Annotated in this window: 11 protein-coding genes; 6 read left to right on the top strand and 5 right to left on the bottom strand. The window is 70.7% G+C overall.

Annotation, left to right across the window (positions count from 1 at the left end; all coding sequences use genetic code 11):
• Nucleotides 1-73: 73 nt before the first annotated feature.
• From RAN53_RS01630 to RAN53_RS01620, 3 genes are all read right to left on the bottom strand, one after another.
• The gene (locus RAN53_RS01630) at nucleotides 74-877 is read right to left on the bottom strand and encodes a slipin family protein (protein WP_305795077.1); all 804 of its coding nucleotides are present in this window, start codon (nucleotides 875-877) and stop codon (nucleotides 74-76) included.
• 53 nt (nucleotides 878-930) lie between these two features.
• Nucleotides 931-2,406 (bottom strand): NfeD family protein, encoded by a 1,476-nt coding sequence (locus tag RAN53_RS01625; protein WP_305795076.1) that lies wholly within the window; start codon nucleotides 2,404-2,406, stop codon nucleotides 931-933.
• Nucleotides 2,407-2,612: 206 nt separating this feature from the next.
• Nucleotides 2,613-3,317: a hypothetical protein gene (locus tag RAN53_RS01620; RefSeq protein ID WP_305795075.1), complete on the bottom strand. Its 705-nt coding sequence runs from the start codon at nucleotides 3,315-3,317 to the stop codon at nucleotides 2,613-2,615.
• 200 nt (nucleotides 3,318-3,517) lie between these two features.
• Here RAN53_RS01620 and RAN53_RS01615 point away from each other — a divergent pair, with 200 nt between their 5' ends.
• The 4 genes from RAN53_RS01615 to RAN53_RS01600 are packed head-to-tail and all read left to right on the top strand — an operon-like array spanning nucleotide 3,518 to nucleotide 8,202.
• The gene (locus RAN53_RS01615; RefSeq protein WP_305795074.1) at nucleotides 3,518-4,618 is read left to right on the top strand and encodes a phosphotransferase; all 1,101 of its coding nucleotides are present in this window, start codon (nucleotides 3,518-3,520) and stop codon (nucleotides 4,616-4,618) included.
• A complete protein-coding gene (locus RAN53_RS01610) occupies nucleotides 4,618-5,838 on the top strand; it encodes an ABC transporter substrate-binding protein (protein WP_305795073.1) in 1,221 nt (406 codons plus the stop codon). Before RAN53_RS01615 ends, RAN53_RS01610 begins: the two co-directional genes overlap by 1 nt.
• Before the next feature lie 37 nt (nucleotides 5,839-5,875).
• Nucleotides 5,876-7,573, top strand: coding sequence for an ABC transporter permease (locus RAN53_RS01605; protein ID WP_305795072.1), 1,698 nt, complete (start codon nucleotides 5,876-5,878; stop codon nucleotides 7,571-7,573).
• Nucleotides 7,570-8,202, top strand: a complete 633-nt coding sequence (locus RAN53_RS01600; RefSeq protein ID WP_305795071.1) for an ATP-binding cassette domain-containing protein — start codon at nucleotides 7,570-7,572, stop codon at nucleotides 8,200-8,202. The genes RAN53_RS01605 and RAN53_RS01600 overlap by 4 nt, the downstream gene beginning before the upstream one ends.
• Before the next feature lie 117 nt (nucleotides 8,203-8,319).
• Here RAN53_RS01600 and RAN53_RS01595 read toward each other — a convergent pair whose 3' ends face one another.
• Entirely contained in the window at nucleotides 8,320-10,479 is a 2,160-nt protein-coding gene (locus tag RAN53_RS01595; protein WP_305795070.1) for an FAD-dependent oxidoreductase, read from the bottom strand.
• A gap of 177 nt (nucleotides 10,480-10,656) precedes the next feature.
• Here RAN53_RS01595 and RAN53_RS01590 point away from each other — a divergent pair, with 177 nt between their 5' ends.
• A complete protein-coding gene (locus RAN53_RS01590; protein ID WP_305795069.1) occupies nucleotides 10,657-11,346 on the top strand; it encodes a TIGR04283 family arsenosugar biosynthesis glycosyltransferase in 690 nt (229 codons plus the stop codon).
• The gene (locus RAN53_RS01585) at nucleotides 11,336-11,962 is read left to right on the top strand and encodes a TIGR04282 family arsenosugar biosynthesis glycosyltransferase (protein WP_305795068.1); all 627 of its coding nucleotides are present in this window, start codon (nucleotides 11,336-11,338) and stop codon (nucleotides 11,960-11,962) included. Before RAN53_RS01590 ends, RAN53_RS01585 begins: the two co-directional genes overlap by 11 nt.
• Here the strand turns inward: RAN53_RS01585 and RAN53_RS01580 are convergent.
• Nucleotides 11,952-12,716 carry a lipo-like protein gene (locus RAN53_RS01580; protein ID WP_305795067.1) on the bottom strand — a complete coding sequence of 255 codons (765 nt, stop codon included), beginning with the start codon at nucleotides 12,714-12,716 and terminating at the stop codon, nucleotides 11,952-11,954. The two genes, RAN53_RS01585 and RAN53_RS01580, sit on opposite strands and share 11 nt — an antisense overlap.
• Between the last annotated feature and the right edge of the window lie 154 nt (nucleotides 12,717-12,870).

Raw genomic sequence — 12,870 nt, 5'->3', positions numbered from 1 at the left:
GGCTCAAGGCAACCTCGATTATCGCGATGGGCCCCTCAGCATGCCACGGCCAGCCGGCCGTGGCATCAGCGGGTCAGGAAGCGCTGCCGTCCTCAGGCGCCTGGCCTCCCGTGCGTGCCTGGGCGGCCGGAGAGGCCTTGAGGTGGCGGAAGGCCTCCATGATGTCCATGGGCAGCGGGAAGACGATGGTGGAAGCGTTCTTGTTGCTCATGTCGCTCATGGTCTGCAGGTAGCGTAGCTGCAGCGCCGCCGAGTTCTCGGCCATGACGTTGGCGGCCTCGACCAGCTTGCGGGAGGCCTGCAGTTCGCCCTCGGCGTGGATCACCTTGGCGCGGCGCTCGCGCTCCGCCTCGGCCTGGCGGGCGATGGCGCGGATCATGCTTTCATCGAGGTCGACATGCTTGATCTCGACGTTGGCCACCTTGATGCCCCAGTTCTCGGCGGAGCTGTCGATGATCTCCTGGATATCATCGTTGAGCTTGTCGCGCTCGGAGAGCATCTCGTCGAGGTCGTGCTTGCCGAGCACAGAGCGCAGGGTGGTCTGGGCCAGCTGGCTGGTCGCCTGGGTGAAGTTCTCGACCTGGATGATCGCCTTCTCGGGATCCACTACCCGGAAATAGAGCACCGCGTTGACCTTGACGGTGACGTTGTCCCGCGAGATCACGTCCTGCTCGGGCACGTCCATGGTGACCACCCGCAGGTCGACCACCTCCATCTTCTGGATGCCGGGGATGATGATGATCAGCCCCGGCCCCTTCACCGACTGGAAGCGCCCGAGGAAGAAGACCACCCCGCGCTTGTACTCCGGCAGGATGCGGATCGAGGCGGCGAGCAGCATCACCACCAGGACGACCGGTACGAGATAGGAAATCAGCATGGTTGCCTCTCCTCACTGGGTGTGGCAACGGCGGTCGCCGTCACCGACTAACGTCATTCGGATGGCGCCTCGGGCACCACCTCCAGGGTCAGGCCGTCCACCGCGGTGACCCGTAGCGTCTGGTCCCGGGTCACCGGCTCGTCGCTGCGGGCGTTCCAGCGCTCGCCCATCAGGCGCACATGGCCGCTGCCGGTGAAGTCCTCCAGCGCCACGGCCTCATGCCCGACCAGCTCCTCCTGGCCGGTGCGGGCGCGCCGTCGGCGCAGTCCGGCGAAGCGCATCAGCACCCATAGCATCAGCGCCGAGGCGATCAGCGCCACGCCACCGATCAGCGGCAGCGAGAGTCTCAGATTCTCCGCGTCCATCAGTATCACCGATCCAATCACGAAGGCGGCGATGCCGCCGATGCCGAGGATGCCGAAGCTGGGCATCAGCGCCTCGCCCACGATCAGCGCCAGTCCCACCAGGATCAGGGCCAAGCCGGCGTAGTTCACCGACAACACCTGGAAGGCGAACAGCGCCAGCAGCAGGCAGATGATACCGATGGTGCCCGGCACCAGGCTGCCCGGGTTGGAGAGCTCGAAGATCAGCCCGTAGAAGCCGATGATCATCAGGAAATAGGCGACGTTGGGGTCGGTGATCACCGACAGCAGCTCGGTGCGCCAGTCGGGATCGAAGCGCTCGATGGCGAGCCCCGCGGTGGACAGGGTGCGCTCGCCGTCGTCCATCACCACCTTGCGCCCGTCGATCTTCTCGAGCAGGTCGTCGAGGTCTCGGGCCACCACGTCGATAACGTTCTCCTCGAGTGCCTCCTCGGCGGTGAGGTTGACCGCCTCGCGCACCGCCGCCTCGGCCCAGTCGGCGTTGCGTCCGTGGCGCTCGGCCAGGCTGCGGATATAGGCCACCGCATCCTCCAGTACCTTGCGCTCCATGGCGGTCTCACCGCGGCGGGGCTCGTCGCTCGCCTCCTCGGCGGCGCCCTCTCCCTGGGTGCCATTCTCTCCCTCGGCGCCACCCTGACCCTCGACGTTGTCGCCCTCGCCGCCCTCCTCGGGCGACGACTCGTCGCCGCCGAGCCCCGGCAGGCCACCGCCCCCCAGCTGCACCGGCGTGGCCGAGCCGAGATGGGTCGCCGGCGCCATGGCGGCAACGTGGCTGGCGTAGAGCAGGTAGGTCCCGGCGCTGGCCGCCCGGGCGCCGGCCGGCATGACGTGGATCGACACCGGCACCTGGGAAGCGAGCATGTCGCGGATCATGTCGCGCATGGCGGCATCCAGGCCGCCGGGGGTATCCATCTCCACCACCACCAGCTCGGCGTCCAGCTCGGCCGCGCGCGCAAGCCCCCGCCGGAAGTAGTCCGCGGTGGCGGGGCCGATGGCACCCTCCACCGTCATCACCAAGGCCGTACGGTTGCCCTGCTGGGCCTGGCCCGCGGCCTGGCCGACCAGCAGCAGGGCGCCCAGCACCAGGCAGGCGAGGCTGAACAGCAGCAGGCGGCGCCCGGTGGGGGCGGCGGAGAATCGGTTCATGGGATCATCCCTGCGCGGCTTCTCTGGGCGGGTAGGCGTCTCTCAGGGTGAGAGTCCCGTCACGCCGGCGGGTTCACGCCGACGGATACCCTCAGCGTAGGCGGCGGGCGACCGGGCTGGCAAACCCGTGTCGCCGGACGCGACAGCCTGCCGCGCCCGGCGACACGGCCGCTTCACGGGGAGTGGCGCACTGCACGGGGCACGGGTCAGAGGTCGTGGGACTCGCCGGCGAAGCGGCGCTGCACCTCGACCACATAGGCGGCGAGTGATGTCAGCTCCTCGCTGCCCCAGGCCAGCGGCTCGGCCTCCATGGGGGCCACCATGCAGATCTGCACCATCTCGTCGGCGTGCACCTGATTCATGCCAAACTGGTTGTCGGCCATGGCCACCCGATGGGGGAAGGGCTGCGCGAAGGTCGCCAGGTAGCCGATATCATTGCCGTCGCTGCCGTGGCAGCTGGCGCAGGCCAGGCCGTTGCCGCTCAGCGAGGTGTCGTAGTAGAGCGACTCGCCTCGAGCCAGCAGTTCGGCGGGGTTGGAACCGCTTTCGCTGTAGGCCGGCACATGGCCTTCGGGGCGGCGCACGGCCTCGGCGCTGGCGGCCTCGCCTTCCGCTTCACCCTCCGCTTCACCTTCACCCTCCGCCTCACCTTCGGCTTCTGCCTCGGATTCAACTTCTGCTTCGGCTGCTGCCTCTCCTTCGGCTTCACCTTGCGCTTCCGCCTGGGCCTCGGCGCCTCCCTCGGCATAGGCACTGGAAAGGAACCAGGCTCCCTCCCGTGCCTCGGGGGTGGCCTCGGCATCCACCAGGGATATGCCTCCCGCGGCCAGGGCGAGGATCGGGACGGTACCGGCCAGGCCGCGACCCAGCCGGCTCAGCAGGCGACGGCGTTTGTCGTTATCGTATGTCATATGCACTCTCCTTCATGACTTCCCAAGAAACCCAAAGCTTGTTCGAATCGGGGAGTGACGCTACCCCGGGCCGCCATGCTGTGGCGGTGAGTCTTGGTCTACCGACAAGGCAATTCCTTACGCCCCTGACCTACCGGCTGTAAGGAGTCACTGCCTGACCCGACAATCAACTCACCCTGTTGCCAACCGCGAGGAGCCTGATGACGCCGACCCGCCACGCCTGCCCCGAGCACGCCCAGGTATCGTGCGACCCGACGCTTGCCGAGGCGCTGTCCCGAGCGCTCGCCGAGACGGGGCACGATCGCCGGGTGAGCGCGCTTCGCCCCATGGCCGACACCGGCCTGGCCCACCACCACCTCTGGCTCGAGCGCCACGGCGAGGACTGGGTGGCCCGGCTGCCCAAGCAGAGCCAGATGGATCTCGCCCCCGGGGAGAACCTCGACTACCAGGCCGCCTGCTTCACCCGGGCCGCCGCAGGCGGCCATGCCCCGGCACTGCACGGCGTGCTGCCCCCCTCGGCGACGCTGCCCCGCGGTGGCCTGCTGGTGGAGGCCGTGCGCGGCCGCCCGGCGCGGCTGCCCGAGGACCTGCCGGCCATCGCCGAGGCGCTCGCCGCCCTGCACGCCCTGCCGCTGCCCGAGCCGGCGTCGCGCCCCCCGCTACTGGCCCCCGCCGACCCGTGGCGCGCCATGCGTGACGAGGTGGCCGCCCAGGCCGAACACCTCGACGACGCCGGCCTCTCCCCCGCGGTGATCGCGGCGCTTCGCGAGGAGCTTGCGGCGCTGCCCGCACGGCTCGGCGACGACGCCATGGCCGAGCCGCGACTGATCAGCTTCGACGCCCACCCGGGCAACTTCCTGGTCCGCGACGACGGCCGCGCCGTGCTGGTGGACCTGGAGAAGTGCCGCTACGGCCTGCCCGGCTTCGACCTGGCCCACGCTAGCCTCTACACCTCCACCACCTGGGACCCGGCCAGCCATGCCGTGCTGGAACTGCCGGCGCTGGCCGACTTCCACCGCCGCTGGATGGCCCGCACCGGCCTGCACTCGGTCGACACCCTGCTCTCCTGCCGCCGCGCCATGTGGCTGTGGTCGCTTACCTGGTGCGCCAAGTGGCGCGCCCGCCAATCCCGGGCCCGCGACGCCCGAACCCGCGGCGAGGACTGGTCCGCCGAACTCAGCGACGCCTCACTGATCGCCCATGTCCGCGACCGGGTCGACCATTACCTGACGCTCGCCACCATCGACCATGTCCGGCGCGAGTTCGACGCGCTGGACCATGCCCTGAAGAAGGACGCCTGATGCGCCACTCCCTTTCACGACTCGCCAACCTGCTGGGCGGCCTGGCCCTGGCCGCTCCCCTCGCCGCCAGCGCCGCCCCCGACCTCGCCGACTGGGACGCCGTGCGCGACGAGGCCCGCGGCCAGACCGTCTACTGGAACGCCTGGGGCGGCGACACCCGCACCAACGGCTACATCGCCTGGGTGGCCCAGCGCATGGCCGAGGCGCACGGCGTCGAGGTGGTGCACGTCAAGCTCGATGACACCAGCACGGCGGTCTCCCGGGTGGTGGCGGAGAAGGCGGCGGGTAACGTCGACGAGGGCAGCATCGACCTCATCTGGATCAACGGCGAGAACTTTGCCGCCATGCAGGAGCGCGAGCTGCTCTTCGGCCCCTTCGCCGAGGCGCTGCCGCACTTCTCCCTGACCCGCCCCGAGGCCAACCCCGAGGTGGTCACCGACTTCACCCAGCCCACCCAGGGCTACGAGTCGCCCTGGGGCAAGGCCCAGATCACCTTCTACTACGAGGCCGAAGAGGTGGCAGAGCCGCCCGGCAGCATCGCCGCTCTGCTCGACTGGGCGCGGGCCAACCCCGGGCGCTTCACCTACCCGCGCATCCCCGACTTCACCGGCAGCACCTTCCTCAAGCAGGCGCTGATCGCCCTGACCGACCAGCCAGAGGCGCTCTACGCGCCGGTGGAGAAGAGCGACTTCGCGGCGGTGACCGCCCCGCTGTGGGCGTATCTGGATGCCCTGCACCCGCACCTGTGGCGGGACGGCCGCCAGTTCCCCGACTCCGGCCCGGCGCTGCGTGGCCTGATGGGCGACGGCGAGCTGGCCCTGGCCTTCACCTTCTACCCCTCGGAGCCGGCGGCCGCCGTGGCGGACTTCGAGCTGCCCGAGAGCACCCGCAGCTACGTGCTGGACGACGGCACCCTGGGCAACGTCCACTTCGTGGCGATCCCCTTCAACTCGCCACACAAGGCCGGCGCCCTGGTGCTTGCCGACTTCCTGCTCTCCCCCGTGGCCCAGGCCCACAAGCAGGACCTCGCCGTGTGGGGCGACCGCACCGTGCTCGACGTCGCTCACCTGGACGAGGCGACCCGGTCGCTGTTCGCCATCGACGCGGAGAACCCCGCCATGCTGTCCCCCGAGGCGCTGCACAAGACCCTGCCCGAGCCGCACCCGAGCTGGATGACGGCGCTGCAGGCGGCGTGGCAGGCACGCTACACCGCCCGGTGAGGCCACACGGACAGGAATTCGGGAGGCATCGGCTGCCATGCTGCTACGGCTGACCCCGGCACTGATCGTCACCCTGCTGGTGGGGCCGATCCTGTCCGGGGTGGCGATGGTCCTGCTGCCGGCCTTCGGCTACCTGCCGGCGCTGGGCGGCGAAGGGTTGAGCCTGGCACCCTGGCGCGAGCTGCTGGCCCAGCCGGGGCTGGCCCGCTCGGCGGGGGTAAGCCTGGCCGCGGGCCTGGCCACCACCGCGGTGTCGCTGGCCGCGGTGCTGCTGTTCCTGGCCGGCGCCTCGGGCACCCGCCTCGACCGCTGGCTGCGCCGGGCGGTATCGCCGCTGCTGTCGTTGCCCCACGCCGCGGCGGCCTTCGGCCTCGCCTTCCTGATCGCCCCCTCGGGGCTGATCGCGCGGCTGCTCTCCCCCGGGCTCACCGGCTGGGAGCGCCCGCCGGACCTGGTGATCCTCCAGGACCCCTGGGGCCTCTCGCTGATGGCGGGGCTGATCCTCAAGGAGCTCCCCTTCCTGCTGCTGATGAGCCTGGCCGCCCTGCCCCAGCTCGATGCGCCCCGCCGCGTCGCCATGGCCCGTTCGCTTGGCTATCGCCCGACGCTCGCCTGGCTGAAGACGGTGGCCCCGGCCCTCTATCCGCTGATCCGGCTGCCCGTCTACGCGGTGATCGCCTTCGCCACCTCGGTGGTGGACGTGGCGATGATCCTGGGCCCCAGCCTGCCACCGACGCTGGCGGTGGCGGTGCTCGAGTGGTTCCACGACCCGGACCTCTCCAAGCGCTTCCTGGCCGCGGCGGGCGCCGTGCTGCAGCTGGGCGTGACGCTGGCCGCGCTGGCCCTGTGGTGGGCCCTGGAGTGTCTGGTGCGCCGGCTGGGGCGGCGCTGGCTGGTGAACGGGGCGCGCCGGCGGGGGGATCGCCTGCTGCGCCTGACCGGGCGCGGCGCCCTGCTCGCCACCACCCTGGCCGCCGGCCTGGGCCTCGGTGGCCTGGCGCTCGCCTCGCTGGCCGGCTTCTGGCGCTTCCCCGCGGCGCTGCCCGACCCGTTCACGCTGCAGCACTGGCAGCGCGCCCTGCCCACCCTGGGCGGCCCCGTCGCCACCACCCTGCTGATCGCGGGGGGTGCCACCCTGCTGGCCCTGGTGCTGGCGCTGGCGGCGCTGGAGAACGAGCAGCGCGGCGCACGGCGGCCCGCGGAGGGGCGGATGCTGTCGGCGCTGACGCTGCTCTATCTGCCGCTGATCGTGCCCCAGGTCGCCTTCCTGTTCGGGCTGGTGGTGCTGCTCGAAGGCCTGGGGCTGCGCGCCCGGCTGGGGCTGGTGATCTTCGCCCACCTGCTGTTCGTGCTGCCCTACGTGTTCCTGTCGCTGGCCGAGGCCTACCGGCGCCTCGACCCGCGCTGGGCGCGGCTCGCCCTGAGCCTCGGCCACACGCCCAACGGCGTCTTCTGGCGGGTGCGCCTGCCGATGCTGCTGGCCCCGCTGCTGACCGCCGCGGCGGTGGGGCTGGCCGTGAGCATCGGCCAGTACCTGCCCACCCTGCTGCCCGGCGCCGGACGCGTCGCCACCGTGACCACCGAGGCGGTGGCCCTGGCCGGCGGTGGCAATCGCCGCGTCATCGGGGTCTGGGCGCTGGTGCAGGCCGCCCTGCCGCTGCTCGGCTTCGTCATCGCACTGGGCCTGCCGCGGCTGCTATGGTCGAACCGTCGCGGCCTGCGAGGAACACCATGAACGAACCCACCGCCCTGCGCCTCGAGGAGGTGCGCATCGCCCTGGCCGGCAGGCCGCTGGTGGAAGTGGACGCCGAAATCGGCCCCGGCGAGGTGCTGACGGTGATGGGCCCCTCGGGGGTGGGCAAATCGACCCTACTGGCCTTCATTGCCGGCTTCCTCGACCCCGCCTTCGAGGCCGGCGGCCGCGTCAGCCAGGCGGGGCGCGAACTCACCGCCCTGCCCGCCGAGTCACGCGGCGTCGGGCTGCTGTTCCAGGACCCGCTGCTCTTCCCGCACCTCTCGGTGGCGGGCAACCTGCGCTTCGGCATGCCGCGTCGCGAAGGCGACAAGCGCGCCCACATCGACCAGGCCCTCACCGAGGTGGGCCTCGCAGGCTTCGGCGAGCGCGACCCCGCCACCCTCTCCGGCGGCCAGCAGGCCCGGGTGGCACTGCTGCGCCTGCTGCTCTCGCGGCCCGGAGCGGCGCTGCTCGACGAACCCTTCTCGCGGCTCGACCGCGCCCTGCGCCAGGAGACGCGACGGCTGGTGTTCGAACGCCTGGCCGAGGCCGGTCTGCCCTGCCTGCTGGTGACCCATGACCACGAGGACGCCGAAGCCGCCGGGGGGCCGGTGATCACCCTCGGCTGACGCGCCTCGGCTCGGCCTCTGCTCAACCTCGACGTGGGGACGGCGGAAGGGCTGGGTGTCGAGTGCCACGATCATCAGGTTGGCGGGCCAGCGCCGGTCGCAGGGCATCCTGAGGCATCAGTCGGGATCGCTTCGCCGCCAGGCGAAGTAGCGAGCCAGCCAGCCCAGCAGGCGCTCGGGCTTGTGGGCATTCTTCCACACCCCGGCGGTGGCCTTCACCGCTTCGCTGCGGGTCGGGTAGGGATGGATGATAGACAGCAGGCGGTTGAGCCCGATCCCCCGGGTCATCGCCAGGGTAAAGGAGGCCAGCATCTCGCCGGCCCCTTCGCCGACGATGGTGGCGCCCAGGATGCGGTCCCGGCCCGGCGGCGTCAGCACCTTGACGAAGCCCCGCGACTCACCCTCGGCCAGGGCGCGATCGAGCTCGCCCAGCGAGTAGCGGGTGACCTCGACGTCGATGCCCCGAGCGCGGGCCTCGCGCTCGTTGAGACCGACCCGCGCCACCTCGGGCGTCGTGAAGGTCACCGCGGGAAGCGCTCGGTAGCTCACCCGGAAGCGCTTCACCTCCCCGAACAGGGCGTTGACGGTGGCGTGCCAGGCCTGGTGCGCACCGGCATGGGTCAGCTGGAAGGGACCCGCCACGTCGCCGCAGGCCCAGACATTGGGAAGCACGCTGCGCAGCGTCTCATCCACGTCCAGGGTGCCATCGGCGCGGGTCTCCACCCCCAGGGACTCGAGCCCCATGCCCGAGACATTGGCCTGCCGCCCCACGGCCACCAACAGATGGCTGAACGGCAAGCACTCGAGGTCACCCCGGGCATCGCGCACCTCAAGCGCCACCCCCGCCTCATCCTCCACCACACGCAGCGCCTGGCGGCCGAGGCAGACCCGCAAGCCGTCCCCCTCCAGCGTCTGCTTAAGCGTGTCGGCGACCTCGGGGTCCTCTCGAGGCAGCAACTGGTCGGCGAATTCCACCAGGGTGACCCGGCTGCCCAGCATGGCAAGGCTCTGTCCCAGCTCGCAGCCGATCGGCCCGCCACCCAGCACCACCAGTCGTTCGGGAAGCGCCTCGAGTTGCCAGAGGTTATCGGAGGTCAGCACCTTCGCCGATTCGATGCCGGGCAGCTCGGGCACCCGGGGCCGTGCCCCGCTGGCGATGATCACGTGGCGCGTGGTCAGGGTGCGCTCCCCCTCGGGGGTCGCCACCCGCACCTGCCAGGGGCTCGTCAGCCGGGCGTCGCCCGCGACCACGTCCACGCCCAGGCCCTCGTAACGCTCGGCGCTGTCGTGGGGCTCGATGCGCGCGATGGCGCCGTGCACATGGCCCATCACGGCGGCGAAATCCACGCTGGGTTCGCCCACCCGAACGCCATAGCGCGCCGCCTGGCGGATCTCCCGTAGCGAGCGGGCGGCCCGGATCAGTGCCTTGGAGGGCACACAGCCGGTATTGAGACAATCGCCGCCCAGGCGCTCCCGCTCCACCAGGGTCACCCGGGCCCCCACCGCGGCGGCAATGTAGCTCGCCACCAGCCCCGCCGCCCCGGCGCCGATCACCACGATGTCACGATCGAAACGCCTGGGGCGCCGATGCTTTCGCGCCAGAGCCCGGCGCCGAACCAGCGCCACGCCTCCCTTGGCCAGCCAGGGAAAGAGGCCGATCAGCGCGAAGGATGCCAGCAGCGAGGGGGAGAGAATGTCGCTGAGCGCCTGGAGCTCTGCCAGGGCACTGCCGGCATTCACGAAGACGGCGGTGGCCGGCAGCATGCCCAGCTGACTGACCCAGTAGAAGGTGGTGAGGCGCATGCGCGTCAGCCCCATCACCAGATTGATCACGAAGAAGGGGAAGAGCGGTATCAGGCGCAGAGTAAAGAGGTAGAGCGCCCCCTCACGACGAATGCCGGCATTGATGCGCTTCAGCTGGCGGGCATAACGTCGCTCCAGCGGCGCGCGCACCAGGGTCCGCGCGATCAGTGCCGCCAGGGTCGCCCCGATAGCGCTGGCGAAGGAGACGATCAGCAAGCCCCAGACCAGGCCGAAGAGGGCGCCGCTGAGTAGCGTCATCAGCGTGGCCCCCGGCAGCGAGAGCGCCGCCATCACCACGTAGAACAGGAAGAAGCCGCCGACCACGGTGAGCGGTTCTCGCTCCAGCCAGGCGTGGAAGCGCGACTGTTCTGCCTGGAGGGTTTCGAGGGTCAGGTAGTCGCTGGCACCCGACAGAAAGAAGGCTGCCACCAGGGCAGCGATGATCACAAGCAGCAGCAGGCGGCGAGAACGCATCGTATCTCCTTGGAGCCTGATAAGTGTGGACCTGAGTCGCCGACTGTCCGGTATCCTTACATCGTTCGATGACCGCCCAAGGATGCCGGCGAGAAGCGCGTATCGGATCGGTAAGGATGCGCGCATCCCGGCGACCAAGCCACCCTGGCCCTGGCCGACACACCCACCAGAGGGAGAATGACCGTTCCAACCCTGAGCCTGATCCTCCCGGTGCTTGACGAGGCCGCCACCCTCGAGTCGACCCTGACCGCCCTGGCGCCGCTGCGCCGGCGCGGCATGGAGGTGATCGTGGTCGACGGCGGCAGCCGTGACGCCAGCGTGGCGCTGGCCGAGCCGCACTGCTCCCGGGTCGTGAGCTCCTCCGCCGGGCGCGCCCGACAGATGAACCACGGCGCCGCCGCGGCCCGGGGGGACATGCTGCTCTTCCTGCACGCCGACACCCGGCTGCCCGAGAGTGCCGACACACATATCACCCGCGCCCTGGCCGCCGGGCATCGCTGGGGACGCTTCGATATCCACCTGGAGGGGCGCAGCCGGCTGCTGCCGGTGATCGCCCGGGCCATGAACCTGCGTTCGCGGCTGAGCGGCATCGCCACCGGCGACCAGGCGCTGTTCATGAGCCGCGAGGCGTTTGCCGCGGTGGGCGGCTTCCCCGACCAACCGCTGATGGAGGACATCGAGATGTCGCGCCGACTGAAGCGCCTCTCGGCGCCCGCCTGCCTACGCCAGCGGGTGACGAGCAGCGGGCGGCGCTGGGACAGCGAGGGCCCCTGGCACACCGTGTGGCGCATGTGGCGGCTGCGTTGGCGCTACTGGCGCGGCGCAGCCCCGGAGGATCTGGCTCGGGAGTATCGCCATGTGCGCTGAAGCGGTTCATGCCGAGGTCCGGCTGGCCATCCTGGCCAAGGCCCCGCTGCCCGGGCGGGTCAAGACGCGCCTGATCCCCGCCTGCGGCGCCGAGGAGGCCGCCCGGATCCACGCGACGCTGCTGCGCCACACCCTGGCGGTGGCCTGCGCCGCCCTGCCGCCATCGCGGATCACGCTGTGGACGGCCCTCGAACACGAGCACCCGCTGTTCGTCGAACTGGCCGCGCGGCACGGCATCGCCCGGCGCCCCCAGCCCGAGGGCGACCTGGGCGAGCGCATGTACTACACCCTCGCCCCGGGTCCGGCCATGGTGATCGGCAGCGACTGTCCCCCGCTGACCCCGGCGCTGCTGCGCCGCTGCGCCGAGGAACTCGCACGCCACGACGCCGTCTGCCTGCCCGCCGAGGATGGTGGCTACGCCCTGCTCGGCCTACATCAGGCCCATCCCAGCCTCTTCACGGGCATCGCCTGGGGCGGCGAGCGCGTGATGGCCCAGACGCGTCAGCGCCTCGCTGCCCTGGGCTGGCGGCTCGCCTGCCCCGCCACCGTCTGGGACCTCGACCGCCCCGAGGACCTCGAGCGCTGGCGCAGCATGAACTCGGTCGCTAGCCGCTGATTGCATCTTCTGCCGGCGTCTGCCACTTCAGACGGCAGGGGTCGAAGCCGGTCGTCAGCGTCGGCTTGACGATCTGGAAGTAGGGGGAAAGGTCGAAGTCCCGTGGCGTGAACAGCGTCGGATGACGCCGTCGGTAAACTGTCGACTCGGCCCCCGCCCCCTGCGGTCCCGGCTCGAGAATCGGCAGGATCGGATAGCGGATAGCCTGGAAGGCCTCGGCGATGAGGGTGGAGCAGATCGCGCGGGTGGGATCCCCACTTCCCAGGCTGAGCATGTCGCGACGAAAGCGGGCCGGCACCGGCGGCAGGGGCAGCAGGTAGCGGGCCAGGTCGAGGATATTGCGCAGGTCATAGCGGTGGCCGACACGCCTCAGGAGATGCGTGACAAGGCGCTCGATGGCGTCGTCGGTCAGCCCCACCGGGCGACAGACCCGCAGCGGGTAATCGGCGAACTCCCCGGGGCCTACCAGGCGAACCCCATCGACGAGGTCGGCCTCGATGAAGGCGCTCCCCGGAGGTCCCCCGGCCCGCTGGGCGGCGTCGGGGCCCACGAACAGCGCCGCATGGGACCAGCAGGACTGTGTCAGGTACTTGATGACCGTGCTCAACCGCGATGACCCTTCGACCAGCAGCACGTCGCCGACACGCAGGCAGGCCAGGGCCTCCCGACCTCCCGGCCCGTCGACCCGATGCCACGCCCTCGGCGTGGAGAGCCAGCAGCTCAGGTGGTAGCCACAGCGTTCCAGGGCACTCATACTCGAGCCTCCACGACGGATTCACTGCCTCAACACGACAGGCAGCGCATTGGACTGTGTCGCGCGAAGCCGGCCAGGCTTACGCAAACCGCCCGCCAATGTGGCGACTCACCGACGTTCAATGGTCAGACTAAAAATGCACCCGCTCCCTGTA

This window comes from Halomonas sp. SSL-5, assembly GCF_030708455.1.
Classification (GTDB): domain Bacteria; phylum Pseudomonadota; class Gammaproteobacteria; order Pseudomonadales; family Halomonadaceae; genus Halomonas.
This window is presented reverse-complemented; position numbering and strand designations above follow the sequence as displayed.

Excerpts from the sequence above, each read along its gene's own strand:
- RAN53_RS01610 (WP_305795073.1), top strand. The coding sequence starts at position 4,618 with ATGCGCCACTCCCTTTCACGACTCGCCAACCTGCTGGGCGGCCTGGCC.
- RAN53_RS01595 (WP_305795070.1), bottom strand. The coding sequence starts at position 10,479 with ATGCGTTCTCGCCGCCTGCTGCTGCTTGTGATCATCGCTGCCCTGGTG.
- RAN53_RS01590 (WP_305795069.1), top strand. The coding sequence starts at position 10,657 with ATGACCGTTCCAACCCTGAGCCTGATCCTCCCGGTGCTTGACGAGGCC.
- RAN53_RS01585 (WP_305795068.1), top strand. The coding sequence starts at position 11,336 with ATGTGCGCTGAAGCGGTTCATGCCGAGGTCCGGCTGGCCATCCTGGCC.
- RAN53_RS01625 (WP_305795076.1), bottom strand. The coding sequence starts at position 2,406 with ATGAACCGATTCTCCGCCGCCCCCACCGGGCGCCGCCTGCTGCTGTTC.
- RAN53_RS01615 (WP_305795074.1), top strand. The coding sequence starts at position 3,518 with ATGACGCCGACCCGCCACGCCTGCCCCGAGCACGCCCAGGTATCGTGC.
- RAN53_RS01620 (WP_305795075.1), bottom strand. The coding sequence starts at position 3,317 with ATGACATACGATAACGACAAACGCCGTCGCCTGCTGAGCCGGCTGGGT.
- RAN53_RS01600 (WP_305795071.1), top strand. The coding sequence starts at position 7,570 with ATGAACGAACCCACCGCCCTGCGCCTCGAGGAGGTGCGCATCGCCCTG.
- RAN53_RS01580 (WP_305795067.1), bottom strand. The coding sequence starts at position 12,716 with ATGAGTGCCCTGGAACGCTGTGGCTACCACCTGAGCTGCTGGCTCTCC.
- RAN53_RS01605 (WP_305795072.1), top strand. The coding sequence starts at position 5,876 with ATGCTGCTACGGCTGACCCCGGCACTGATCGTCACCCTGCTGGTGGGG.
- RAN53_RS01630 (WP_305795077.1), bottom strand. The coding sequence starts at position 877 with ATGCTGATTTCCTATCTCGTACCGGTCGTCCTGGTGGTGATGCTGCTC.